Raw genomic sequence first — 23,927 nt, 5'->3', positions numbered from 1 at the left:
GATGCTGGACCTGTCGCTGTTCGCCCACCCGGCGCTGCTGGGCGGCATGATCATGGCGCTGGTGACCATCGGCGCGCTGGCAGGCGTGGAGCTGACCCTGGCCATGGAGCTGCAATACGTGCTGGACAAAACGCCGTTGCAGGCGGGGATCTTCCTGATCCCGATCATGGCCGCCGCCGCGCTGGGCGGCCCGGTTGCCGGGTATCTGTCCAACCGCTTTGGCTTGCGCGGGGTCGCCAGCCTGTCATTGGCCACATCCGCCGGGGCGTTGGGATTTCTCGCCTTTGCCGATTTCAATGCTGCCGGCATTGCGGTGCCGGCCATGTTGGCGGTGTTGGGGCTGGCGCTGAGTATCGGCCTGACCGCCTCCTCGATTGCCATCATGGGTTCGGTAGACGCCAGCAAGGGCGGCGCCGCCGGTTCACTGGAAGCCACCGCTTACGAACTGGGCACCGGCCTGGGCATCACCGTGTTCGGGGTGTTCATGTCCAAAGTGTTTGGCAGCACCCTGTCGCTGCCCGCTGAACTGGCGCCAGCGCAGGCCGAACGGGCCGCCAGATCCATTGGCGACAGTTACGTGGTGGCCGGTGAGTTGCCTGCCGCCCAGGGCAATGCCTTGATTGAAGCGGCCAAGCTGGCGTTTTCGAGTACCCACTCTGTCCTGCTCACCACATCGGCCGTGGTTATCGCACTGCTGGCGGTGGTGGTATTTGTGCTTTTTGGGCGGCAACGCCAGCAGATCTAAAGGGGCCAGGCCTGGGTGGTTACAAAAAGGTGCGTACTTGTGGGAATGTCGAGGCGCCCATAGATTGCGCGCCTCACCCCCTGGAGCCCGATACCATGCGCACCCTGATCATTCTTGCCCACCCTACCCTCGATAAATCGGTGATAAACCACGCCTGGTTGAAAGCCCTGGCGGCCAGTGATCTGGAGGTCACTGTGCACCGCCTGTATGACGCCTACCCGAATGGCGGCCCCCTCGATGTAGACGCCGAACAGGCGCTGGTCCGCGCCCATGACTCGATCGTCTGGCAGTTCCCGTTCTACTGGTTCAGCACCCCGCCTCTGCTCAAGCAATGGCAAGACGAAGTACTGACCCATGACTTCGCTTACGGCCACGCAGAAGGGCAACGGCAGTTGGCCGGCAAGCGCATCGCCATGGCGATTTCTGCGGGCATCAAGCAAGAGGATTATCTGGACAGCGGGCGCTACCGCTACAGCCTTGACGAACTGCTACGGCCGCTCCAAGTCACCATTCGCTACATCGACGCGCAGGCCGTGAAGCCATGGGTGTTTTATGGCGCCGAGCACGACATTGACCTGCCGCAACTGGAAGAAAACGCCCAAGGGTACGTGAACTACCTGCGCCAACTGACCCAACCGGCCTGAGTCAGGCCTCAGTGACCTGCGCTGCAGATTCAGCGGGCAGCGGATTGCCCGCGTGCAGCGCGCCCCACTGACACATCGCATCGATAATCGGCTGCAAGGTGCGACCCAGCTCGGTCACCCGGTAAACCACCTTGGGCACCTTGCCCGGGAACGCTTCACGGTCGATCAGGTGATCGCTCTGCAACTCCTTGAGTTGCTCGGTGAGCACCTTCGATGACAAGGGCTGCATAAGGCGCAGCAACTCGCCTGTGCGTTTGGGGCCTTCCATCAGGTGACAAAGAATCGCGCACTTCCAGCGCCCACCGATGGCCTGAATCGTTGCATCGATAGGAAAGTTGAACACCCTGTTGGTCATCGCCAGCATCTCCGCATAAGCCTCACAGCCCGTAATTAGACACAGTGCGGCCCACATAAGCAAAACACCAACTGTAGGAGCGAGCTTGCCTCGCGATCTTTTAAACATCGCGCACGACCGGTAGCTCCCGTCTATCCCCCTACTAAACAACCACACCGCACAAATAGTTGTACAAATTAATTGACTTGTACAACACGCTCCCTATTCTCTAAAAACCTGTACAAGATATTTTCTTTGTACAAGAAAAGGAGGGAGTCAGATGCTCGATGCCATAGACACCGCCCCACTCGGGATCAGCCGCTTAGCCCGGCACGGCGACCTATCGGGTTGCGGGAGGCACTGTGTCTGACTTCCTGCACGATTTCGCCCGCCGTTTTGCCGCACTGGATGCCAGCAATTTGCATACGCTCCATGAGCTGTACAGCGACGATATTCACTTTCGGGATCCGCTGCATGAGATCCACGGCCTGGCAGCGCTGCAAGCCTATTTTGCGCAACTCTACGCCAACGTCAGCGAGCTGGGTTTCACCTTTCACGGTTATGACCCGGTGCAGGATGGTAGCGGGTATCTGCGCTGGACCTTGCACTATCGGCACCCGCGTCTGAGCCGTGGCCAACGCATAGACGTGGCTGGTTGTTCGCACCTGCTGTGGCACGAGAAGGTCTACCAGCACCGCGACTATTTCGATGCAGGCGCCCTGCTCTATGAGCATCTGCCGCTGATGGGCCCCGCGATTGGCTGGTTGAAAGGGAGGCTGGCATGAAGCGCATCTGGCTCACCGGCGCCAGCAGCGGCATTGGCGCGGCTCTGGCAGAGATCCTGTTGAATCAGGGCCATTTGCTGGCCGTGAGTGCGCGCAATGCCCAAGCTCTGGAGACATTGCACGCGGCGTTCCCGCAACAGGTCCTGGCGCTACCCGGCGACCTGACGGATCCGCTCCAGGTTCGAGCCATCGGCGAACAAATCGGGCAGGTCTGGGGCTATCTGGATCAGGTCATCTTGAATGCCGGCACCTGCGAGTATCTGGACGCGGGCCACTTCGAGGCCAACATGATTGAGCGCGTGATGCGCGCCAATGTGTTCTCTGCGGCCTATTGCGTAGAAGCCGCCCTGCCGCTGTTGCGCAAGGCCAAACGCCCGCATTTGGTGGCCGTGTGCAGCTCGGTGACCTACTTGCCGCTGCCCCGCGCCGAGGCGTATGGCGCCTCCAAGGCGGCGATGCGCTATCTGTTTCAGTCGTTGCGCATCGACGTGGGCCACGAGGGTATCGACGTCACTGTCGTCAGCCCGGGCTTCGTCGATACGCCACTGACCCAACACAATGACTTCCCGATGCCGATGCGCTGGCCAGTGAATAAAGCGGCCACTTACATCGCCACCCGCCTCGACAAACGACCGCTGGAAATCGCCTTCCCCGGCCCCTTTATCGCTGTGCTTCGCTTACTGGCGGCTTTGCCTCAGCGCCTGCAATTGGCCCTGGGCAAACGCATGGCGCGTCCTGACACAGAAGAATCTTCATGAAAATAGCCATCATCGGCAGCGGTATTTCCGGCCTGACCTGCGCCTATCTGCTCAACCGCCAGCACGACATCACTGTGTTCGAGGCCAGTGACTGGGTGGGCGGCCACAGCCACACGGTTGACGTTGAAGTGAAGGGCGAACGCTTTGCCATAGACACCGGTTTTATTGTGTTCAACGACTGGACCTACCCCAATTTCATCCGCCTGCTGGATCAACTGGGCGTGGCCTCACAACCCACCGAGATGAGTTTCTCGGTGCGCGATCCGAAGACGGGCACCGAATACAACGGCAACAACCTCAACAGCCTGTTTGCCCAACGGCGCAACCTGCTGTCGCCGGGCTTCTGGGGCATGCTGCGCGACATTTTGCGCTTCAACCGCGAAGCCCTGCGCGACCTGCACGAACTGCGCATCGCCGCTGACACCACCCTCGGTGACTACTTGCAACAGAAGGGCTACGGGCAGCGCTTTATCGATCACTACATCGTCCCGATGGGGTCGGCGATCTGGTCGATGTCACTGGCCGACATGCAGGGTTTTCCGCTGCAGTTCTTTGTGCGCTTTTTTAAAAATCACGGGCTGCTGTCGGCAACCAATCGCCCGCAGTGGCGGGTGATCAGCGGCGGTTCGCGCAGTTATGTCACGGCGTTGAGCGCCAGCTTTGACGAGCGCATCCGCCTGAACTGCCCGGTGCATCGGGTTGAGCGCGACATTGGCGGGGTAACCCTGCACAGCGCCGCGGGCACCGAACGTTTTGACAGCGTGGTATTCGCCTGCCACAGCGACCAAGCCCTGAGCCTGCTGGCGGCGCCCAGCCAGGCCGAACGCAAAATACTCGGGGCGCTGCACTACGCCGATAACGACGTGGTGCTGCACAGCGACACCCGTGTGTTGCCGAATCGCCGACTGGCCTGGGCAAGCTGGAACTACCGCCTCGGCGGCTCAACCCGACAACCCGCCGCGCTCACTTACAACATGAACATCCTGCAAGGGCTGCAGAGCGACACGACCTTTTGCGTCAGCCTCAATCAGAACGAGGCGATTGACCCGAGCACCGTCCTTGGCCGCTACCGCTACGCCCACCCGCAATACACCCTGGCAGGCGTGGAGGCGCAGGCACGCTGGGCAGAACTGCAAGGGGTGAAACACAGCTACTTCTGCGGCGCCTACTGGGCCAACGGTTTCCATGAGGACGGCGTGGTCAGCGGCTTGCGCGTGGCCGCAGCCTTCGGAGAACAGCTATGAACAGCGCGCTCTACCGCGGCTGGGTCAGCCACCGTCGGTTGTTGCCGCGCGCCCACGCATTTCGCTATCGCATGGGCATGCTGTACCTGGACCTTGCCGAGCAAGCGCAAGTGCTGGGCCTGTCGTGGCTGGCCGGGCGTTCGCGCTGGGGCGCTTTTACCTTCCGCGAAACAGACTACTTACCCCACGCCACGCGCCAGGGCGTAACGCTCAGCGATGCCGTTCGATCAGTTGTTGAGCAGGCCTTGGGCCACGCCCCGCAAGGACGTATCTGCCTGCTCACGCAGCCGCGCAGTTGGGGCTTGTCGTTCAACCCCATCAGCCTGTTTTACTGCTTCGAAGCCGATGGCAGCCTGGCCGCCATCCTCTGCGAAGTCAGCAACACCCCGTGGCGGGAACGCTACCACTACGTGCTGCCGACCCACGCCAGCGGCGAGTCACGCCATCGGGTGGCCAAGAGTTTTCACGTCTCGCCCTTTCTGCCTCGCGATCTGGAGTACCGCATGCGTTTCTCTGCGCCGGAGCAACAACTGAACGTGACCATGCAGGACTGGCAGGGCGAGCAAAAAGTCTTTGAGGCGGGCATGGGCCTGGAGCGCATCGAACTGACGCGCCACAGCCTGCATCGCCACTTGCTGGAGTTCCCCTGGATCACCGGCAAAACCGTACTCGCTATTTATTGGCAGGCTCTGCGCCTGCTGCTTAAACGCACGCCCGTGTTTTCCCATGAAGCCGCCGACGGTAAACAGCGCACCGCCCATTTGGAGTCTCGCCATGACAAACCCTAGTCTGAACCCCACCAGTACCGGTGATTCTGCGGCCAATGGACTAGGCGCACGTCTGCTCAAAAAAGGCGTTTTGCGCAAGCTGGCCCAACTGCGCCATGGGCATTTGCTGGTCACGGTCGACGGTGAGCCCCTGAGCTTTGGCCAACCATGTGCCGAGTTGCACGGCACACTCGAAGTGCATGACGCGGCCTTCTGGCCCATGGTGGCTTTGAATGGCTCCATCGGTGCGGGCGAGGCTTATATCCATGGGTATTGGAGCAGCCCCGACCTGACGGCGGTGATCCGCATTTTTGTGGCCAACCTTGACGTGCTGGATGACATGGAGCGCGGCCTGGCGCTGCTACGCCGCCCGGTGGCAAAAGCCCTGCACTGGCTCAACCGCAACACGCGCCAAGGCTCGCAACGCAACATTTCAGCGCACTACGACTTGGGTAACGCGCTGTTCGAAAAACTGCTCGACCCGACCATGATGTATTCAGCAGCCATGTTCCGTTCCGCCAGCAACACCCTCGAACAGGCCCAATTGAACAAGCTGGCCTGTATCTGCGAAAAGCTCGACCTCAAACCCACCGACCACCTGCTGGAAATCGGCACAGGCTGGGGCAGCATGGCCTTGTATGCGGCCACCCACTACGGCTGCAAAGTCACCACCACGACCCTGTCCCATGAGCAGTTTGCGTATACCCACAAACGAATTGCCGAACTGGGCCTGCAAGACCGCGTCACCCTGCTGTTACAGGACTACCGCGACCTGACGGGCACCTACGACAAGCTGGTTTCTATCGAGATGATCGAGGCCGTCGGCCACCGCTTCCTGCCCACCTATTTCAAACAGTGCGCCCACCTGCTCAACGATGACGGGCTGATGCTGTTGCAAGCCATCACCATTCGGGACCAGCGCTACGAGCAGGCGAAAAAAAACGTCGACTTTATCCAGCGCTACATTTTCCCCGGCGGCGCGCTGCCTTCGGTAACCGCCATGCTGAGCACCATCAGCCGCGACACCGATCTGAACCTGCATCATATGGAAGACTTCGGCCTTGATTACGCCCGCACGCTGCGCCTGTGGCACGACAACCTGCGCAGCAATCAGCACAGCCTGGAAGCGCTGGGCTACGACCAGACGTTTTATCGCCTGTGGGAGTTTTACCTGTGCTACTGCGAAGGCGGCTTTCTGGAGCGCAGCATCGGCACCGCGCATCTGCTGCTCGCCAAACCTGGGGCCAGGCCGCAGCCCTATGGGCTAAAAGCCTGAACGGGCGTGGCCGGCTGTTTCTGAATGCCGGGCTTTTCCAACTGGGATGGTTCGCGTGTGTGTGGGGCGCGCATCGCCCCTGGCTGTTGCTGGTTGCCATCGCCTGCCTGGCGCTGCAACTAGGGTGGGTGGCAAAGGCGTTTAATGAATGGCGCGGCGTGCTGCGGGTGGCAGCCTGCGGCTGGGTGCTGGACAGCGCGCTGATGCACCTCGGGTTGTTCACCTTTTCGGGGAACACCGTGATGCTGCCGTTATGGCTGGCGCTGCTTTGGCTGCTTTTCGCCAGCACTTTGAACTACAGCCTCAACTGGACAAAACATCCTTGGTGGCTGGGCAGTCTGCTGGGCGCTGTCGCGGGGCCGCTCTCCTATTGGGGCGGCGCGACGTTGGCAGGTGTGGGCCTGCCGCTGGGTGTTTGGCCGAGCCTTCTAGTGCTCGCCCTCATTTGGGCGATGCTGATGCCCGCGCTGCACTGGGTGGCCGGGCACCCGGCACGTTGATTCAGGGCTGCTTGCGGAAGAACAAGGTGATCTGCCCCACCTCTACCCCGAACTTAGTCATGTACGAGCGATTGATCAGGGTGTCTTTGTCCATCATGTACATCCAGTCGTCCAACTGAACCTCATACTCCTTGCCGTCCACCGGCAGGTTCAGCACATAGTTCCAGCGCAGCGTGTTGCCCGCCACTTCGCCACGGGCCTCGCCCACCACGTCACCGGCAGTTCCGCGCCATTGGCCGGGGCCCGCCGGGGTCAGCGTCCAAACCCGTTTTTGCTTTGTACCATCGCTGTAGGTAAACGACTCGTCGAGGATCAGCTTGTCGCCTTCTGAGTGGCCGTTGACCTGCACATGGAAGCGCTTGACGACCTCACCTGAACGCTTTTGAAACATCCCCCAGGCCTCAACCCGCCCCTCAAAGAACTGGCGCACCTCAAACGTTGGCTTCTCTTGGCTGTAAGTCTGCACATCGACCCTGCTGCAACTGACAAGGCCTACGCATAGCAACATTACCCATAGCTTCAACATGTGCATTTCCTCGGTAGCGAAGGGGTCATTTCAGGGTTTGGCCTCTCCCAGCAATTGGGCACGCAGCTGTGGGTTGCGGGTTCGCGGGTCCAACCAAATCGCAAAAAAGGCTTTGGCAAACGCATCATCTTTCACCACGTGCTGCAGCGTGTCGCCGACGTAAAAACGCACGCCCTCGCCTGGTCTGTAAACGCCGGTGATGCGGTCACCGGGGCGTACATCGACAAACGCTTGCTGCATCTCCCGCTCCCAGCGTGCCGCCAGCTCAGGGCTCAGAGGGCCGGGCGCCAGGCGGCGGATTTCCTTGAGGCTGGCCTCGACCAGATCGTCGCGACTGATCGCACGGCTGTAGGTCAGCTCCAGCGCAAAAGGCGTGTCAGCACGCAACGGTTGGCGTGGGCTCCAGAAGCTCGCGTTGTAAATCGAGAAACCGAACATGCGCATCTCCCCGCTACCCAGCAAGTGAGCATCGGGTAAAGCTTCACGCCAATCCGCCAACAGTTCTGCGCTCTGGAGCAGCAAAGCAAGGCAGATCACGCAGCGGGTCAAGCGGTCCATCGGCATAGCCATGGGAGACCTCCACAACACTCAATGGACGTCTTGAAAACTTATACGAAATTATCGATTTGTACAGGTTATGTATGAAAGGAGGATAAAAGATCGGGAGACCAGAAAGTAAAAACCCGCAATTACGCGGGCTTCGACGTGGTTGCATCACGACGCGATTACTTTGCGGCGGCATCTTTAGCGGGAGCGCCAACGTTTTTGCGCTCACCGGTTGTAGACACTTCATACACGCTCGTAACCCAAGTGTCGGCGATCACGGTTTCTACCACGTAATTCTTCTTGGCCTGTGGCGTGAATTGCTGCGCAACGGGCTGTTCTTTGTCGAACGGTGTCGGCATGGGGATACCGTTGAAGGTGAACTGCTTGGCCTTGACCTGCCCTTCTACGTACAAGGTTTTGTCAGCCTCGACCAGCTTGCTGATGCTGTCAGTGCCACCGGCCATTCGCTTCAGATACGCCGGTATGCGCTTGAAGTAAGCCGTGTCATAAACCCGGTCACCCGCGCTATCAATACCAATATTGGTATACCCGTACATGTAACTGACAGGGTGATCGCCCTCACCGCCGATGGTGCGGAACGTCACGCTGGCTTGATGATCATTCATGACCAGTGGCACCACCGGCGCTGACGTAAGATCACCCGCCTTGCGGCTACTGCAACCGGTCATCGCAACAGCGAGTGCGATGGCTAACGGAAAGGCCAGATAAGTTTTCATTCGATCCTTGAACACGTTAAGAGAAGGACCGTATTGAACCATTTGCTGAAGGAAAGTTCCCTGTACGCTGTGGGAGTTTCACACCTTATCCGAGCCAAACCCTAAAGGATTAGCGCCATGAGCACGAAGTACCTGTTGCTGAGTTTTTGCGCTGTGTTACTGGTCGGCTGCACGGGCAGAGGCTTTCAGCCGCCGCCCGGAGCCTACACACAGTGGTACAAAAAGGGCGTCACCCAAGCGGGCGTCGACAACGCCATGCGTGCTTGCGGGTATACCAACCTTGATGGCGTGGGCGACACCTCGCCAATTGATGTTGTGCTGACGCGGTTCTACTGCATGAAGGACGCAGGGTTCAAGCGCAGGGACAACCTGGACCTGTGCAAGCAAGGCCGCATTGGCGAATCACCGGTGTGTGAAGGTCGGCGGTAGCGCAATGGCAAAAGAGACGGCACGTTCCTTTACGGCTCAGCCGTTTGCCAACGAGGAAAAATCAAAAGCGAAGCAATGATCGCTAAAAGTGCACCACCGGTGCTGTAGAGCATCCGTAAAAATACCAAATCGAGCTCCGATCCTCCTGACTGGCCAATCTGCGCGACCAGAATGAAATGGGGAGTGAGGAACATTAAATAGCTGATGTGGCTCACAGAGCGCCCAGCCAGGGTGCCAATAGAGACAGGCAGTATCAGTGCAGCCAACAAAATCGGATCATGGATTACGTAACCAAGAACGGCAGCAATGGCTCCCCCCAAGAAGGTGCCACCGACGCGTTCCAGAGACATCTTCAACGTTGAAGACATGTAGGGCTGCATGATCAGAAACACCGTGAGGGTCATCCAGTAGCCGTAATGCAACGACCACAATTGAACCATCCAGACTGACAGGGCTCCCGACAGCGCTACGCGAAGACCATGCAGAAAGAGGTTAGATTTGGGTGTGAAATTTTCTCTGAGGGCCGACCATAAAACTGGCGGCTTAACAGCATCAGAATGATCGTTCTGACACCATTGGAACAGGAATGCGGAGCCTGTAGCCCATAAGCTGCCGTAGAGAAAGTAACGTGCATAATCCAGTCCCTGGGCAAAGTCCTTTGCCGGGAATGCAGTGGATACCGCAAATGCCGTCGCTGTCAGCAAAGCAGGAATGCTGATGCGCGCGCCGCAAACCTGGGCGTAAGCACCCGCAAACGCGAAGAGGGCCGACAGCACTATCGCCAGCGGCGGCCATTCCATCGTCCAGGCACCTAGCCCTGACGCCACGGCGCCGGTCATGCCGAAAACCAGGCCGACAATACAATCTTTTGCGGACTTATTGCCCGGAATCGACAGATAGCTCCAGAATGCGGCAATCGCTGACCAACAGAACAAAGGGTTGTGCAAGCGAGCCGCGAGGAGCGCCGGCACAGTACAGACAATCCCACCACACACTACGTAGCCAATGGGCACATTGCGTACCGCTTGCAACATCTTAACGGTCAGTGATTGCGACATGATCGAACCTTCACTACTCAACTGAAACCAGTGCGGTTCGATCGATCTTGTCAATCGAGGTCACCCCCGTGAGCGTCATTGCCACGCGCATTTCTTTCGAGAAGATATCCAGCATATTCTCGACCCCGTGCTGTCCGTCGGCGGCCAGAGCGTAAACCGTCGAACGCCCCAGCAGGCACGCCTTGGCGCCTAACGCGAGCATGCGCACAACATCCAGCCCGGAACGAATGCCGGAGTCCACCAGCACCGTCAGGTCATCGCCCACCACGTCGGCAATGGGAGGCAAAGCCTTGGCGGTGGACAGCACACCGTCCAATTGGCGACCGCCGTGATTGGAGACCACGATGCCATCAGCGCCAAAACTGACTGCGTCCTTGGCGTCCTGTGGATCAAGGATGCCCTTGATAATCATCGGGCCCTTCCAAAACTCGCGGATCCACTCCAAATCCTTCCAACTGATGGAGGGGTCGAAGTTATTGCCTAACCAGCCAACATAATCTTCCAGGGTGGTGGCTTTGCCCATGTACTTGGAGATGTTGCCCAAGTCATGCGGGCGACCGAGGATACCGACATTCAACGCCCAATCCGGCCGAGTAGTGGCTTGTAAAATGCGCCGTGTAGCTGCGAATGGACCGGACATGCCCGAGTGGGCATCACGGTAACGAGCGCCTGGTGTCGGCATGTCTACGGTGAACACCAGCGTGGTAACGCCAGCTGCTTGAGCGCGCTCCAGGGCATTACGCATAAACCCGCGATCCTTGAGCACATAGAGTTGAAACCAGATCGATTGCGGACTCTGGGAAGCAACCTCTTCAATCGAGCAGACCGATACTGTGGACAGGCAAAAGGGGATGCCTTTCGTGGCCGCAGCCTTGGCCGCTTGCACTTCACCACGACGGGCGTACATACCGGTCAGTCCAACGGGGCTGAGGATGATCGGCAGACTCTGTTCCTTCCCGAATAGCGTCGTCTTGAGACTCAGGCTGTCAACATTTCTCAAAATGCGTTGACGCAAGCTGATGCTGGCAAGGTCAGAGCTATTGGCCCGCAGTGTGTGTTCGGCATAGGCGCCGCCGTCGATGTAGTCGAATAGAAATCGCGGCAACTTGCGTCTGGCAGCTTCGCGATAGTCGGACGCCGATGAAATAATCATTCTCTACAACTCCTATGTCTCTAGAAAATTTCAGCGACGCAGGACGTTGCTGAATGGATTTCACGATAAGGGTTTGTTGATCATGATAAAAACAACTTTTCCTACTCAAAATAAGTCGCTATTGGAATACACATGAATCTCAGAACGCTGCGAGTGTTTGTAGAAGTGGTGCGCCAGGGAGGGTTCTCACAAGCCGCTGAGGTGGTGTCTTTGACTCAGTCTTCAGTCAGCAAGGCGGTCAGGACGCTCGAAGATGAACTGGGAACACCACTCTTGAACCGTATCGGCCATAAAAGCGAGTTGACGGCCGCCGGTGAGATTGCCTTTCGACGCGCACTGGTTTTACTCGCAGAGCGCAACGATCTGATCGCAGAGATCAATGATCTGCGGGATCTGAAGGGCGGTACGCTGCGGATCGGCTTGCCGCCTGTAGGCTGTGGGGTGTTGTTCGCTCAGATGTTTGCCACTTATCGCAGCCGTTATCCGAGGGTGAATATAGAACTGATAGAGCATGGGAGTAAGAAACTGCGTGAGTGCCTGGAGGCCGGAGAGGTGGACCTGGCTGCACTACTGATTCCGATCGATGAAACGTTCGCTTATCAGCAAGTGCGTAACGAGCCCTTAGTGGCTGTACTGCCTGGCGCCCATTCGCTTTCGCAACGCAAGCGGATCAACTTCAGTGATCTGGCGGATTCGCCATTCATCCTCTTTGAGGAGGGGTTTGCACTTAACGCATTAATAATGGCCGCATGTGATCGAAGAGCGATTGTGCCCCGAGTGACAGCCCGCAGCGGGCAAATTGATTTCATCGCCGACCTGGTAGCCGCTGGTTTGGGTGTAGCATTTTTACCGCGAATGCTTGCGCAAAAACATAAACATGCTGGCATCGCTCTGGTACCTCTTGAAGAGCCAGATACGGATTGGAACATCGCACTGGCTTGGCGTGCCGGTGCGCATTTGCCTCCGGCTGCAATAGCCTGGTTAGAGCTGGCCAAAGAGCTGAGATAGTCCAACAAGATCCAATACCGAAAAGCGAACGACCGCGATGGGCTTTTAAGAGCGCCATTGCGAAGGGGTCGACGCAATTTAAATTTTTTGTAAAAGATTCCCATTGGCAATTCGTCTTCTCTCTATGGATCACATAATGACCACTAGACAGGAGCCAATGGATGTCCGCTTGTACCTCTTCCCCGCCTTTCAGTCTGCGCAGTGTCGCGCTGGCATTTAGCCTTTCCGGCTCGCTATTGGCCACTAGCGGCGCGTGGGCCGAACCCGTCAGTTACATGATTTCGGCAGGATCTCTCACCAATGCGATCAACACGTTTTCCGCTGCAAGCGGGGTGACAGTGAGCTTTAGCAGCGAAGAAACGGCTGGCTTGAGCACGGCGGGGTTGCAGGGGCATTACGAGCCGGAGCAGGGCCTTGCCCTACTGCTGCAAGGCAGCGGTCTGAAGTTTCAGCAAGTGGGAGACAAGCGCTACGTGCTGGCGCGATCTAACGCGTCTGATTCAATGGAGCTGGCGGCAACGACCGTCTCCGGCACGGGGTTGGGCGTCACGACCGAAGGGACAGGCAGTTATGCCACAGGCTCGGCAAGCACCGCGACCGGTCTGCGCCTGTCCGCACGCGAGACGCCGCAATCGATCAGCGTGGTGACACGCCAGTTGATTGAAGATTTGAACTTGAACGATGTGACCCAGGTACTTGAGCAGACCCCAGGCGTGGTGGTCGAGAGCATGGGGCCCGCCGGTAGCGACTCTAATCACATTTATGTGCGGGGCTTTGAAATCAGCAACATTCAGGTTGACGGGGTTAATCGGCCTGACACATTCGGGTTCAGTGATGACCTTTCTGACACTGTCACCTATGACCGGATCGAAGTGGTACGCGGCGCGACGGGGCTGATGTCGGGGACCGGGGACCCGGGCGCCACCGTCAACTTGATTCGCAAAAAACCGACGCTTGAAACCAAGCGCACGCTCACGCTTAAGGCAGGTTCTTGGGATGACTACCGTGCTGAGCTGGACATTTCCGGCAAATTGTCCGAAAGCGGCAATGTACGTGGACGTTTCGTCGCGTCGAGCAGTGATAGCCGCAGTTACATTGACCGCCAGACCCTGGAACGGCAGGTGGCATATGGAGTGCTGGAATGGGACGTCACCGATGACACGATGCTGACAGTCGGTGCGGAATATCAGGACATGGACAACAAAGGAGCCGGCAATCACGGTTTTCCAATGTTTACCTCCGATGGCGGTCACTTCAGCCCGTCCCGCTCGTTCAACTCGGGCGCAGACTGGGGCTATCACAAGCGTCGGACCAAGACGCTGTTCACCACCCTGGATCACGAACTGGATAACGGCTGGCATCTCAAGTTCAACGCCGAACACAGTCGCCGCAGCTATGACGACGCCTTCGCCACGGCCGCAAGCGGCACTGTGAAACCAGATGGCAGTGGTATCAGTACGTGGACTGGGCGTTGGTCCGGTGAGCCTCGTCAAACCACATTCGACGTGTCGGCGACCGGCCCTTTTGAGCTGTTCACTCGCGAGCACCAACTGTATCTGGGGGCCAGCCACTCCAAGTCGTATTACCGAAATGATGGCTACCCACTGTGGTCGTTTCAAGACATCGACAACATCTACACATGGGATGGCTCACTGGCTATACCCGATGCCATCTACACCAAATCTTCACGTGATGCGCTGGATGAAAAACAGGATGGTTTAGTCGCTTCGGTTCGCTGGAGCCTGGCCGACGACCTGTCGTTGATCACTGGGGCACGGGTGATTGACTGGAGACGCGATGAAGCCGCCACCACCCTGTCGACCGGCACTGTCAAACGAACTTCGCGCACTGAAAACGGGATCGTGACGCCTTACTTGGGTTTGGTGTATGACATCGACGATAACTGGTCGGCCTATGCCAGCTACACCACGATTTTCCAACCGCAGAACTACAAAGACGTCAATGGCAGCTATTTGGACCCTAAAGAAGGCGTGAACTACGAGTTGGGCATCAAGAGCGAGTTCTGGGACAAGCGTTTGACCGCGGCACTGAGCGTCTTTGAGGTACACCAAGACAACCTTGCGGTGGCTGATGGCAACCAATTGGCGCCGGACGGCAATCAAGCTTACCGCGCCGAGTCCGGCACCAAAACCCGCGGCTTTGAGATGGAAATGGCGGGTGAAATCCTGCCCGATTGGCAGGTCTTGGCCAGCTATACCTATGCCGAGGTAAAAGACTCGGATGATAAGCGCCTCTTGACTGAAGTGCCTCGCGACACGGTGAAGCTGTTTACCAGCTATCGCCTTGGCTCACTCCCGCAATTGAAAGTGGGCGGAGGTGTGCGCTGGCAAGGCACCGAATACTACAAAGGTGCCGGGCCTAACAATGAGACGTTCTCACAGGGCGCTTACAGTGTGGTCGATTTGATGGCGCAATACGCCGTCACCCCGCAAACCAGCGTTTCGCTAAACCTCAACAACGTGCTGGACAAGAGCTACTACACCGCGATTGGCTCTCGTGGCTGGTATGGCGCCCCACGTAGCGCAACGGCCACCTTGGTCTACGCCTTCTAAACGTCAGAAGCCCCCTGATCAGCGCCCCACATGTAAGCGTGAGCTTGCTCGCGAGTTATTGATGGTGAGGGCGTGCCGAGCCACAGCGAGGCACCGAGTGGTTGGGGCGAAAACCGCTTGGTTACTTTGCGCTTTCAAAGTGACGCGCCGTACCAAGCCACACCAACACGGTGCTTGGCGATGCACAGAGCTGCCAGAATTTGCCAGACCCAAAAAGCCGAAAGCCCGCAATTACGCGGGCTTAAGGGTGTTTCTTGCTAATTGGTGCCAGTCAGTGCCGGACGCCCAATCACTCCCACTCTATTATCAATTAACCAAAAAAAATCTTATAAAACAGTGTTTTAAGAAATTTTATAATTGAAAAACCATGAATAATGCCATGCACACTAAAACACTCAAGAAGTCGGATTAGCCTCTCTCGTGGTAAAGGCTGCCTAGAGCTGACGCTTAGTGAAAATGAAAAAGCTTTAGGATCAGGCACGAGGCCTTCTCACCGTCGGCCTCGTAGAAGCCGCGCAATGAAGCTTGATCGGTGAGTTTGTGCAGGTTGAAATGGTTTATAGAACGCTTGGCCTAAACGCTGATGCTTGAAGCTCCCTATGGCCCACAGCCGGATGAACTCCTCATAGGCGACGCGTTCGATCTACAACGAGAAATTGCTTTCCATCTTCAGGCAACCACAGTAAAGGGACTTAAGCGTACAAACGGTCTGTCAATCCTTCAAGCCCGACCCTTTCACACGGACAGGCACCTTTCGGCCGACTCTGTTGAAAAAGTAGCTCCCCTGTCTGGCCTGCGGCAAAATCTCTTCATTGGCCGGCGGGGGATCACACAGCATGATGGGACAGTTATCGAGTGGGCAGGAGCTACTGTTTTACTCGTTCAACCTTAAAGATCACATCCCGGCCAATCACCTTCTGCGCAGCATTGATCAGTGTCTCGATCTGAGCGACCTGCGCCATTACCTCGCCGATTTCTATAGCCCGATTGGGCGTCCGTCGATTGATCCTGAACTGATGATCCGCATGCTGATCGTCGGCTATTGCTAAGGCATTCGCTCAGAGCGGCGGTTGTGCGAAGAGGCCCATTTGAACCTGGCGTATCACTGGTTTTGCCGGTTGAGCCTTGAAGATGAAGTGCCCAATCATTCGACCTTTTCCAAAAATCGACACGGCCATTTTCGGGACAGTGATCTGTTCCGCTGGTTGCTCAACGAAGTGCTGCGTCGCTGCATGGACGCGGGCCTGGTCAAAGGCGAAGGCTTTGCCGTGGATGCCAGCATCATCAAAGCGGATGCGAGTCGGCAGCGCGGCGTACCGGGTGATGAACCGGTCAACTGCAGCGATCCGTGCGTGAGTACATTGAGGCACTCGATGAGGAGGCCCTGGCCGAAACGCTACCGAAGCGCCTATCGCTGACTGATCCTCAAGCCCGCTGGACCGCAGCTCCAGGAGGCCCAGCGTTCTTCGCCTATTCCACGAACTATCTGATCGATACCGAGCACGGCGTAATCGTGGATGTGGAATCAACCCCCGCTCATCGAACGGCCGAGGTTGAGAGCACCAATACCATGATCGAGCGTGTCGAAGAGCAATTCGACATCAAACCGGAGCGCCTCATCGGCGATACCGCTTACTGTACCGCGCCGATGCTGGCCTGGATGGTGTAGGAAAAAGACATCGAGCCGCATGTGCCGGTGTGGGACAAAACCGAGCGTAAGAACGACAGTTTCTCGAGCAACGATTTCCACTGGAATGAAGAGGCTGAGGAATACCGCAGCCCGGCCGACAACGCATTGCGCAGCGAATGGCGAGCGTTCGCACGTCACCAAAGCCAACACCATCATCTTCCGATCCAGGCAGACCGACTGCGCGACATGTCCGATGAAAGCCAAGTGCTGCCCGAACACTTCGATTCGCAAGATCGCCCGCAGCGTCCATGAAGCCGCTCGTGATGTGGCTCGACGCATCGCAGCGACGCCGGAGTACGTGCGCTCTCGCCACGAACGTAAGAAGGTCGAAATGTTGTTTGCCCACCTCAAGCGCATCCTGAAACTGGATCGCTTGCGACTACGTGGCATGAGTGGCGCGACCGATGAGTTCACGCTGGCGACCGTGGTACAGAACCTGCGACGTCTGGCCAAACTTGCATCTCAAGGGCCACCTTCTACGGGGTAGGTGCGCCTGCACGAAGCAAAAAACCTCAAACTAACCCACTAACAGAGCAGCAAAGGTCAACGAAGGGCCGAGAAACCACTCAATGTGGTGATTAGGTTCTCCGGTGGTGGTCGTGCCTGAGTTCAGGCGAGCTGAAAATCCGACTTTTTCAACAGAAACGGCCAGAAGCAGACATTCGAGAATCGTGCGCTCGCAGCCGGGTTATGGTCAGAAATCGAAAAGTAAAGCATGGAAATCAAACATGGATTTGGTTCGGCTCGCACCTGCTGCATACCACACAACGGATAGCTACTGTCCGGCACCACCTTCAATCGTCGGCAGTAGAGGCGAGCGCAAACCAGACGCAGACTTCGAATCCTTGCGTTCGCCCAGTCGCCGGCGATATCAGCCGCATTTTCCCATTGACGCCCTGCACTATAGTTTGTGCAATCGCCAATCCCAACCCTGAACCGCTGGTTTCGCTGTGCCCCCGCACAAAGCGCTCGGTTAGCCGCTGCAACACCGCCTCGGGTACCGGCGGGCCACCATTGACCACCCGCAGCAGCGCCAGGTCACTGAGGCTGACTTCGACCGGTTGATCCGCGGCGCCATATTTGAGAGCGTTCTCGATCAGGTTGCGCAATAGGATGGCGAAGGCGTCAGGGTCAATCGTCGAGTACAGGCTCGTCTGGGTTGGCAGGTGCAACTCGATCCGGTGCCCGCTACTGTGGTTCCACTCATCGACCACATGGGCTAGCAACGGAATAAGGTCCTGGGGCGTTTCGGACAGCAGCCCGCCCCCCTCGGCCTTGGCCAACTGCATGAGTTTTTCCGAGAGCCGCGCCAGTTCGCGCAACGAGTTTTCGATTTTAGCCACGCGTAACCGCAACGGGCCTTCGGGCACTTCGTTGTGTAACCGCTGGATCTGCGCCAGGGTCGCGGCCAGTGGCGTGCGCAGTTCATGGGCGCTGTTGGCGGTAAAGCTGCGCTCCGCTTCCAGGGCCTTGCGTAAGCGCTCCAGCAAGTGGTTGACCGCCTCGGCCAATGGATCGATTTCTGCCGGCAGGCGGGCCACCTTGATCGGCGACAAGTCACCCACGCCACGCGCCTCGACCGCACGACGATACGCCAAAACACTGCGCAGGCTGATCCGCACGAACAACCAGGTGCTCAACAGGCTGACGGGAATCAGCGCCAACAGCGGCAACAACAATGCAAACAAAGCCTCCCGCGCTGCTTCACGACGATGGCCAAGCGGTTCGGCTATCTCGATGAACAGCGTCTCGCGTAACGCACTGGCGCCATACAAGCGGTACTTTTCAGAGGTGGAAAATCCCTCAGTCGGCCGCTTACTGAAGATCTTTGGGTTGGCGTCGTGGGACTGCATCAGGATCTTGCCGCTGGCATCGCGCACCAGGTACGTCAGGTATTCCTTGTGCATTTTCAACGTCGCAACGTGCTGCGCTTCACGGGGTTCCTCACGGTTGCTGATTTCCAGCACGGCCAGCGGCAAGATCCGTTGTGCGGTCTCTTCCAGCGCACTGTCGAACGCCTCGTTCAACTCATGTTGCACCACCAGCCAGGCGCCGACGGTCGCGCCTAGCCAAAGTAAGGTCATGCCCAGGGTAAGCCCCAGGCCGAGGCGTTTTTGCAGGCTCGAAGAAGACTTCATGCGGCCATCAACCGGTAGCCCATGCCGCGCACGGTTTCAATCAGATCGCGCCCCAGTTTTTTACGCAGACGACTGATGTACACCTCGATGGTATTGCTCTCGATTTCGGCACCGAAGGCATACAGCCGCTCTTCGAGCTGCGACTTGGACAACAACGCGCTGGGGCGCTGCACGAACGCTTCGAACAGCGCCCATTCGCGGGCCGTCAGGTCCACGGTGGTGCCGGCACGCTGCACAGTGCGGGCGCTCATGTCGACCTGCAAATCACCAAGTCTGATCTGCGGATTGGGATTGCCGCTGTAACGTCGGGCCACCGCCGCCACACGGGCCGAGAGTTCAAACAGGTCGAACGGTTTGACCAGGTAATCGTCGGCTCCGGCATTGAGGCCGGCGATGCGATCGGAAATCTGATCCTGGGCCGTCAGGATAATCACCGGGGTCACGTCCCCCGCCGAGCGCTGCTGACGCAAGAAATCCAGCCCGCGACCGTCCGGCAGCATCAGGTCCAGCAGGATCAGGTCGTAAGGCGTGGTGCGGACGCTGTTGCGCGCATGGTCCAGGCGCTGCACCCAATCGACGGCGTGACCGTCATCGGCGATCTGTTCGCGCACCGCTTCCCCCAGCCCTGGGGCGTCCTCGACCAATAAAACCCGCATCTTGCACCTCCTGTGGTGGTTGTCGTGCCGCACCTTAATCGCCTTACCTGACGTGAATCTGAAGATTCAGCTGGTTGTCAGGAATGCACCTTAGGGTATGCCACAGACGCCGACCTCGGCAGGAGACAGATCATGAAATCAGGTTTTATTGCCCATGCCGCGCTGTTGAGCCTGCTGCTTAGCGGTTTCGCCAGGGCCGACGACAACTGCAGCGACCCGGTGAGCGACTGGCAACCGCGCGAGACTTTGCGACAGCAGGTCGAGCGGCAATACGGCTGGAGCGTACAACGCATCAAGGTCGACGACAGTTGTTACGAACTCAAGGGGTTGGACCGCAAGGGCAACGCCATCGAAGCCAGCTACTCACCGGCCTCTCTGCGCCTGCGCACGCTCGAGATCCATTTCCGCGACGACGGCGATGCCAGGGATTATCTCGGCAGCCCGCTCACCGAATGACGCCTCACCCGTCGATGAGTTTTTCCTGCGATTCAGGTTGCTGTCAGCAAGCAGGTCCAGGCTCTCGATCTAACGATCACAAGGACACCCTCATGAAAAAGATCATCGCAGCCACCTGTCTCGCCGGCGCCATTGCCCTGCCGGGGTTGGCCCAGGCCCGGGAAGTAACCCTGACCACCCAGCTCAAGGACTACAGCGGCAATGATGCCTACCTGGCGATCTACGTAACCGACGCCAACGGCCAATACCAGAAAACCCTGTGGGTGGCCGGCAAGAAGGCCAAGTACTACAAGCACCTTGGCGACTGGGCCCGTGGCAGCGGGATGAACCCGAGCGAGTTTGACGGCGTCAGCGGCGCCAGTGTCGGCAGTGGGCGCACGCTCAAAGTCAGCGTCGAACTGGAAGACACCCTGATAGATGCCGGGTATCAGATCCGCATCGACAGTGCCGTCGAGGACAAACGTGACGCCCGCGCCGATGTCAGCGTGCCCCTGACGTCAAAGGGCGCAGGCCAGCCGGCGACCGGCAGCACCTATGTCGAGTCCTTTACTTACGATTTGTAGCACCTGCCCTTTCTGGAGGCTGAACATGCTTCGCCAGTCCCATTCCCTGTCCGGCCTGATCGCCGCCCTGTTGGTCATGCTGTTGGCCATCAGCGGCGCGATCCTGTCGGTCGACCCGGCGCTGGAACGCTTGCACAGCACCCCCACCGCGGCCGGGCAACTCACCGTCGGTCAATTGGCCGGGCGTTTGGCCAATCACTTCCCGGGCGTGGAGCAGATCCAGCGCACAGCGTCCGGGACGGTCATCGTCTACTACAACCAGAACGGTCAGGCCGGAGCTGAAACGGTCGACCCACTGACTGGCGAAGGCCTCGCGCCTTATGCACCCTCAGCGTTCACGCGTTGGGTGAAAGAGCTGCACCGCTCGATGTTCCTTGGCACACCGGGCCACGGGGTGTCGGGTGTCGGCGCGTTGTTCATGCTGATGCTGTCAGTATCCGGAGCGCTGTTGCTGGTCCGGCGCCTGGGTGGCTGGCGCAACCTGCTGCGGCCACTGCGCGGCACCTTCAACCAGCGCTGGCATGCTGAAGTCGGGCGACTGGCCTTGCTCGGGCTGCTGCTGTCGGCCTTGAGCGGGCTGTATATGTCCGCCACCACCTTCGGCTTTATCGCGGACGGCAGTCAGAATGAACCCGCCTTCCCCGCCCACGTCAGTGCCGGGCCGGCCTTGCCTGTGGCGAGCCTGCAAGCCTTGCAGGCCACCGACCTGAATGACCTGCGCGAGCTGGTCTACCCCAGTCCCGGCAACCCGAAGGACGTGTTTTCCCTGCGCACCGCCCAGGGCGACGGCTACGTGGATCAAGCCAGCGGCACCTTGTTGTCCTACCAGGCCGACGACTCGATGCACAACCTTTATGAATTGATCTATCAGCTGCACACCGGTGAAGGCCTGTGGTGGCTGGGCCTGCCGCTTGGGCTCTGCGCCCTCTGTGTGCCGTTTATGAGCGTCACCGGCCTCCTGTTGTGGTGGCGCCGGCGCAAGGCGAGCCCGAACATCCGCCACAACAGCCCTGCCCGCTCTGCCGACAGCGTGATTCTGGTGGGCAGTGAAAATAACAGCACCTGGGGCTTTGCCAAGACCTTGCATGACGCCTTGCACCTGGCCGGACACCGAGTGCATAGCGCGGCGATGAATCAATACCCCAACGACTACCGCAGCGCCCAACGCGTGATCATCCTCACCGCGACCCACGGTGACGGTGACGCGCCAGCCTCGGCTTCGCAGTTCATGGCGCGGCTGGCAAAAACCGGTCTCAAGCCCGGCCTGCCCTTCGCCGTGCTGGGCTTTGGTGACCGCCAGTTTGCGCAGTTCTGTCAGTTCGCCCATCAGGTGCAGGACGCGATGTTGCAGGCCGGTGGCTCACCGTTATTGGGGCTGGAAACCGTCAACCGCCAATCCTCTCAGGAATTTGCACGTTGGGGCCACGCGCTGGGGGACGTGCTCAAACATGACCTGATACTGGTCCATGCCCCGCAGCGGCCACAGACCCATCCATTGCTGCTGACAGAGCGCATCGTCTATGGCGAACAGGTGAACGCACCGACCCACGTCTTGCGCTTCAAGGCACCCGATGCGCTACCGGACTTCCTGGCCGGTGACCTGGTCGGGATTGTGCCTCCGGGCAGTCCGATCCCCCGTTTTTACTCGCTGGCCAGCGGTTCGCAGGACGGCGTGCTGGAAATCTGCGTGCGCAAACACAACGGTGGCGTGTGCTCGGAATTCCTTCATGGCCTGGACATCGGAGCATCGATTGAAGCGTTTATCCAGCCCAACCCGCAATTTCGCCCGGCGTCGGGCACGCACCCGGTGATCCTGATCGGTGCCGGTACCGGCATCGGTCCATTGGCCGGTTTTATCCGCAACAACACGGCCCACCACCCAATGCACTTGTATTGGGGCGGGCGCAATCCGGCCTCGGACTTCCTCTACGAGCCGCAACTCAAGCAGTACCTGGCCGACCGGCGCCTGACAGCATTGCGCGCGGCCTTTTCTCAGGTTCAAGACCGCTGCTACGTGCAAGACCGGCTGATCGGCGATGCCCAGGCCCTGCGTCGACTGATTGAAAAAGGCGCCCAGGTGCTGGTGTGTGGCAGTCGCGAAATGGCCAAAGGCGTGATGCATGCCCTCGATGAGGTGTTGGCACCTCTCAACCTGACGGTGTTGACCCTCAAGGCACAAGGACGCTACCGTGAAGACGTCTACTGAGTTGCAGCGCTACAGCCTGAACGGCGAAACCATGGGCAGCCGCTACACTGCCCTGTTCTATGCCGGGGCCGGAATAGATACCGACGAAGTGGGTCGTCACTTGGCGTGCGCGGTGGCCCAGGTGGACCAACAAATGTCCACCTGGAAACCCGATTCGGACCTCAACCGCCTCAATGCTGCCCCCGAGCAGCAATGGATTTCGGTGCCCCAGGAACTGGCAACGGTGCTGTCAGCGGCACTGCGTGTCAGTCAGCAATCCGGCGGCGCCTTCGACATTGCCGTCGGTGATCTGGTGAATGCCTGGGGGTTCGGCCCCGCAGAACCGACCGTTACAGAACAGGCGCTCGCGACGATGCCGCCGCGCACCCGGCTGTCAGCCAGCGCCGCGTTGGTGGTCGACCCGTTACGCAATCAGGTGCGCAAACGCGCGCCGCTGCACCTTGATTTGAATGGCATCGCCAAGGGGTTTGGCGTCGATGAGTTGGCCCGTTGCCTGGAAGGTTTTGGCATCACCCGCTACCTGGTCGGCATCGATGGCGAGATGCGCGCCCGGGGCGTCAAACCCGACGGCCAGTGCTGGACCGTGGCGGTGGAAAAGCCTGACCGGGGCGTGCGTGCAGTCATGGGTGTGATGGAGCTTGGCGACGCCGCGATCGCGACCTCCGGGGACTACCGACAGTGGGTCGACGTGGCCGGTCAAGTCTATGCTCATACCATGAACCCGGCCACCGGCGCGCCACTGTGCAACCCGCTCGCCGCCGTCACCGTGGTGGCTGCTTCGTGCATGCTCGCCGATGCCTGGGCCACGGCGCTGATGGTGCTGGGTGAAACCGAAGGGCCACTTCTGGCACAGGAACGCGGGATGGACGCGCTGTTCGTGCTGCGCGACGGCCGACAATTCAAGGAAATATCCATTGTCGGCGGCCAGTTGCAGGCGCAGATTGAAACCCGCCCGATGTGAACCGCCCAATGACAGTGAGTAGCGCTCAACCATGAAATTCATGCACAGACACACCGAATCCCACCGCAGTGATCGTATCGGCTGGCTGCGCGCCGCCGTCCTGGGGGCCAACGACGGGATTGTCTCCACCGCCAGCCTGCTGATCGGCGTGGCCGCCGCCAACGCCAGCCACGC

Annotated in this window: 23 protein-coding genes and 2 pseudogenes; 17 read left to right on the top strand and 8 right to left on the bottom strand. The window is 58.9% G+C overall.

Features of this window, described 5'->3' with window-relative positions; genetic code table 11:
* Both GHO41_RS22390 and GHO41_RS22385 read left to right on the top strand, forming a co-directional pair.
* Window positions 1-745 (top strand): annotated as a pseudogene (locus GHO41_RS22390) (MFS transporter); the annotation flags it as partial.
* 95 nt (window positions 746-840) lie between these two features.
* A complete protein-coding gene (locus GHO41_RS22385) occupies window positions 841-1,389 on the top strand; it encodes an NAD(P)H-dependent oxidoreductase (protein ID WP_153328832.1) in 549 nt (182 codons plus the stop codon).
* Between the two features lies 1 nt (window position 1,390).
* Here the strand turns inward: GHO41_RS22385 and GHO41_RS22380 are convergent, their stop codons facing one another.
* Window positions 1,391-1,744: a helix-turn-helix domain-containing protein gene (locus GHO41_RS22380; protein WP_153434695.1), complete on the bottom strand. Its 354-nt coding sequence runs from the start codon at window positions 1,742-1,744 to the stop codon at window positions 1,391-1,393.
* Between the two features lie 341 nt (window positions 1,745-2,085).
* Between GHO41_RS22380 and GHO41_RS22375 the strand changes: the two genes are divergently transcribed.
* The 6 genes from GHO41_RS22375 to GHO41_RS22350 are packed head-to-tail and all read left to right on the top strand — an operon-like array spanning window position 2,086 to window position 7,053.
* A complete protein-coding gene (locus tag GHO41_RS22375; RefSeq protein WP_048367048.1) occupies window positions 2,086-2,508 on the top strand; it encodes a nuclear transport factor 2 family protein in 423 nt (140 codons plus the stop codon).
* Window positions 2,505-3,266: an SDR family oxidoreductase gene (locus GHO41_RS22370; RefSeq protein WP_153434694.1), complete on the top strand. Its 762-nt coding sequence runs from the start codon at window positions 2,505-2,507 to the stop codon at window positions 3,264-3,266. The genes GHO41_RS22375 and GHO41_RS22370 overlap by 4 nt, the downstream gene beginning before the upstream one ends.
* The gene (locus tag GHO41_RS22365) at window positions 3,263-4,510 is read left to right on the top strand and encodes an NAD(P)/FAD-dependent oxidoreductase (protein WP_153434693.1); all 1,248 of its coding nucleotides are present in this window, start codon (window positions 3,263-3,265) and stop codon (window positions 4,508-4,510) included. Before GHO41_RS22370 ends, GHO41_RS22365 begins: the two co-directional genes overlap by 4 nt.
* On the top strand, window positions 4,507-5,298 hold the full coding sequence (locus GHO41_RS22360) for a DUF1365 domain-containing protein (protein ID WP_153434692.1): 792 nt from the start codon (window positions 4,507-4,509) through the stop codon (window positions 5,296-5,298). The genes GHO41_RS22365 and GHO41_RS22360 overlap by 4 nt, the downstream gene beginning before the upstream one ends.
* Window positions 5,285-6,553 carry a cyclopropane-fatty-acyl-phospholipid synthase family protein gene (locus GHO41_RS22355; protein ID WP_153434691.1) on the top strand — a complete coding sequence of 423 codons (1,269 nt, stop codon included), beginning with the start codon at window positions 5,285-5,287 and terminating at the stop codon, window positions 6,551-6,553. The genes GHO41_RS22360 and GHO41_RS22355 overlap by 14 nt, the downstream gene beginning before the upstream one ends.
* A complete protein-coding gene (locus GHO41_RS22350) occupies window positions 6,550-7,053 on the top strand; it encodes a DUF2878 domain-containing protein (protein ID WP_048367782.1) in 504 nt (167 codons plus the stop codon). The genes GHO41_RS22355 and GHO41_RS22350 overlap by 4 nt, the downstream gene beginning before the upstream one ends.
* Before the next feature lies 1 nt (window position 7,054).
* Here the strand turns inward: GHO41_RS22350 and GHO41_RS22345 are convergent, their stop codons facing one another.
* From GHO41_RS22345 to GHO41_RS22335, 3 genes are all read right to left on the bottom strand, one after another.
* On the bottom strand, window positions 7,055-7,579 hold the full coding sequence (locus GHO41_RS22345) for a DUF3833 domain-containing protein (RefSeq protein ID WP_048367055.1): 525 nt from the start codon (window positions 7,577-7,579) through the stop codon (window positions 7,055-7,057).
* Between the two features lie 30 nt (window positions 7,580-7,609).
* Window positions 7,610-8,149: a chalcone isomerase family protein gene (locus tag GHO41_RS22340; RefSeq protein WP_371928999.1), complete on the bottom strand. Its 540-nt coding sequence runs from the start codon at window positions 8,147-8,149 to the stop codon at window positions 7,610-7,612.
* 155 nt (window positions 8,150-8,304) lie between these two features.
* Complete coding sequence (locus GHO41_RS22335) at window positions 8,305-8,862, bottom strand: hypothetical protein (RefSeq protein WP_048367057.1); 558 nt, start codon at window positions 8,860-8,862, stop codon at window positions 8,305-8,307.
* 117 nt (window positions 8,863-8,979) lie between these two features.
* Between GHO41_RS22335 and GHO41_RS22330 the strand changes: the two genes are divergently transcribed.
* The gene (locus tag GHO41_RS22330) at window positions 8,980-9,291 is read left to right on the top strand and encodes a hypothetical protein (protein ID WP_123751421.1); all 312 of its coding nucleotides are present in this window, start codon (window positions 8,980-8,982) and stop codon (window positions 9,289-9,291) included.
* A gap of 29 nt (window positions 9,292-9,320) precedes the next feature.
* On the opposite strand, the gene GHO41_RS22325 is transcribed toward GHO41_RS22330, so the two are convergent.
* The gene (locus GHO41_RS22325; protein ID WP_153434690.1) at window positions 9,321-10,349 is read right to left on the bottom strand and encodes an FUSC family protein; all 1,029 of its coding nucleotides are present in this window, start codon (window positions 10,347-10,349) and stop codon (window positions 9,321-9,323) included.
* Between the two features lie 13 nt (window positions 10,350-10,362).
* The gene (gene lldD / locus GHO41_RS22320) at window positions 10,363-11,502 is read right to left on the bottom strand and encodes an FMN-dependent L-lactate dehydrogenase LldD (protein ID WP_153434689.1); all 1,140 of its coding nucleotides are present in this window, start codon (window positions 11,500-11,502) and stop codon (window positions 10,363-10,365) included.
* 132 nt (window positions 11,503-11,634) lie between these two features.
* On the opposite strand from lldD, the gene GHO41_RS22315 reads away from it, so the two are divergent.
* The 3 genes and pseudogenes from GHO41_RS22315 (at window position 11,635) to GHO41_RS22305 (ending at window position 17,260) form a co-directional block, all read left to right on the top strand.
* Complete coding sequence (locus GHO41_RS22315; protein ID WP_153328843.1) at window positions 11,635-12,510, top strand: LysR family transcriptional regulator; 876 nt, start codon at window positions 11,635-11,637, stop codon at window positions 12,508-12,510.
* Between the two features lie 161 nt (window positions 12,511-12,671).
* Window positions 12,672-15,083, top strand: coding sequence for a TonB-dependent receptor (locus tag GHO41_RS22310; protein ID WP_153434688.1), 2,412 nt, complete (start codon window positions 12,672-12,674; stop codon window positions 15,081-15,083).
* An 836-nt stretch (window positions 15,084-15,919) separates the two neighbouring features.
* Window positions 15,920-17,260, top strand: a pseudogene (locus GHO41_RS22305) (transposase).
* Between the two features lie 307 nt (window positions 17,261-17,567).
* On the opposite strand, the gene GHO41_RS22300 reads toward GHO41_RS22305, so the two are convergent.
* Window positions 17,568-18,911, bottom strand: coding sequence for a HAMP domain-containing sensor histidine kinase (locus GHO41_RS22300; RefSeq protein WP_153434687.1), 1,344 nt, complete (start codon window positions 18,909-18,911; stop codon window positions 17,568-17,570).
* Window positions 18,908-19,567, bottom strand: a complete 660-nt coding sequence (locus GHO41_RS22295; RefSeq protein WP_153434686.1) for a response regulator transcription factor — start codon at window positions 19,565-19,567, stop codon at window positions 18,908-18,910. The genes GHO41_RS22300 and GHO41_RS22295 overlap by 4 nt, the downstream gene beginning before the upstream one ends.
* Before the next feature lie 132 nt (window positions 19,568-19,699).
* Between GHO41_RS22295 and GHO41_RS22290 the strand changes: the two genes are divergently transcribed.
* The 5 genes from GHO41_RS22290 to GHO41_RS22270 form a co-directional block, all read left to right on the top strand.
* On the top strand, window positions 19,700-20,023 hold the full coding sequence (locus tag GHO41_RS22290) for a PepSY domain-containing protein (protein ID WP_153434685.1): 324 nt from the start codon (window positions 19,700-19,702) through the stop codon (window positions 20,021-20,023).
* Window positions 20,024-20,115: 92 nt separating this feature from the next.
* A complete protein-coding gene (locus GHO41_RS22285) occupies window positions 20,116-20,586 on the top strand; it encodes a DUF2271 domain-containing protein (RefSeq protein WP_153434684.1) in 471 nt (156 codons plus the stop codon).
* 25 nt (window positions 20,587-20,611) lie between these two features.
* Entirely contained in the window at window positions 20,612-22,792 is a 2,181-nt protein-coding gene (locus tag GHO41_RS22280; RefSeq protein WP_153434683.1) for a PepSY domain-containing protein, read from the top strand.
* Entirely contained in the window at window positions 22,776-23,753 is a 978-nt protein-coding gene (locus GHO41_RS22275; RefSeq protein WP_371928998.1) for an FAD:protein FMN transferase, read from the top strand. Before GHO41_RS22280 ends, GHO41_RS22275 begins: the two co-directional genes overlap by 17 nt.
* A 31-nt stretch (window positions 23,754-23,784) precedes the next feature.
* Window positions 23,785-23,927, top strand: a 143-nt coding sequence (locus tag GHO41_RS22270; protein ID WP_178126556.1) for a VIT1/CCC1 transporter family protein, incomplete at its 3' end; no start/stop codon positions are given.

The sequence above is a fragment of the Pseudomonas sp. FSL R10-0399 genome, from assembly GCF_009600165.1.
GTDB lineage: Bacteria > Pseudomonadota > Gammaproteobacteria > Pseudomonadales > Pseudomonadaceae > Aquipseudomonas > Aquipseudomonas helleri.
This window is presented reverse-complemented; position numbering and strand designations above follow the sequence as displayed.